Source organism: Photorhabdus kleinii (assembly GCF_025384885.1).
In the GTDB taxonomy this organism is placed as follows: domain Bacteria; phylum Pseudomonadota; class Gammaproteobacteria; order Enterobacterales; family Enterobacteriaceae; genus Photorhabdus; species Photorhabdus kayaii.
Genome location: NZ_JAJAFY010000144.1, coordinates 1 through 1,103, shown reverse-complemented (window position 1 = coordinate 1,103; position 1,103 = coordinate 1). Strand labels below are relative to the sequence as shown.

Below are 1,103 nucleotides of genomic sequence, written 5' to 3'. Positions count from 1 at the left end.
GGAGCATAGCGAACTATGTAACCGGGGTGAGTGAATGCCGCCAACAAAGAGGCAACTTGAAAGATAACGGGTATAGAATCTTCCGCAATAACGCCGATCTTTTTACAGGCGGGACAAAACACCGGGTCACCTTTACAGACAACCGATAGTTGTTGGTTTACCAAACCGGAACCATTTAAAACATCGCCTCCGGTAGTTGTGGTATCACCTTTCAGGATAATTTTTTTTCCTTCCACTACACTTCGCATCATTTACTCCGTTATATTTTCCGTTTCTCGTATTAAATGCCAGATGGTTGTGCCCGGTTCTGCCCCTTCAACATCAAAAGCCATCGCCCCCTGAGCAAAGAAGTACTGCTGACCCGGCAGGCTATCGGTTTGCCAGATCCCGCTGACCAGAGCAGGATGGTCACCTCTCATAGGGGTCACATTCAGCGGTCCACGGTCATAACGGGCATACCAGGCCAGGGTGGAAGTTGAATTAAAATGACCTTCACCATAGAAGTGCAATGAATGGCCTTCACGGGGAATGACCCGTATCGGACGTATCAATTGGTTAATAGCAAAATAACTCTCCGGGACACTGCCCGGTAGCGGCGTTAAATCCGGGTATTGACCGGCCCGGATCATCAGACCATTGGAGTAAGGCGTAATCACCACATCCGGGTAGAGGCGGCGGGCCAGCACATGACGTATCCAGAATTCCCCCCCTAACCGTTCTACAAAGCGTTTGGACAGCAAGGTGATCCAGTTAATGCCACGGATGGAGTGTCCATATTGTAACTTTGCTGTATGAACCGCAGAATTAACCTGCAATGCAGGGTAACGTTGCGCTAGCTGGTATTCTAAGGGAAAGTAGTCATGGTAATCTCTGGGCAGCACCAGACAATAACCGCAGTCCCCACTGTCCGGTTCGAGTTGTTCACACAGAAAGTCCAGCCAGGCCATAAATCGGGTCATGCCCTCTTGTGCTTTCAAATAATCCCAAGGCAGCACCAGACTCAGGTAGGAGCTACTGTTGTCACCATCAGCTTCATCGGAATCCAGGTAATGCATCAGATAGCGGGGAGCTTCATAGATATTTTGGGCGTCACTGATATCCCA

2 protein-coding genes are annotated in these 1,103 nt (G+C 49.5%); both read right to left on the bottom strand.

The window, feature by feature from the left end; translation table 11 throughout:
- The coding region (locus LG003_RS23055) for a PAAR domain-containing protein (protein ID WP_262981768.1) at nt 1-248 on the bottom strand (248 nt) is incomplete at its 3' end.
- A gap of 3 nt (nt 249-251) precedes the next feature.
- The coding region (locus LG003_RS23050) for a DUF3396 domain-containing protein (protein WP_262981767.1) at nt 252-1,103 on the bottom strand (852 nt) is incomplete at its 5' end.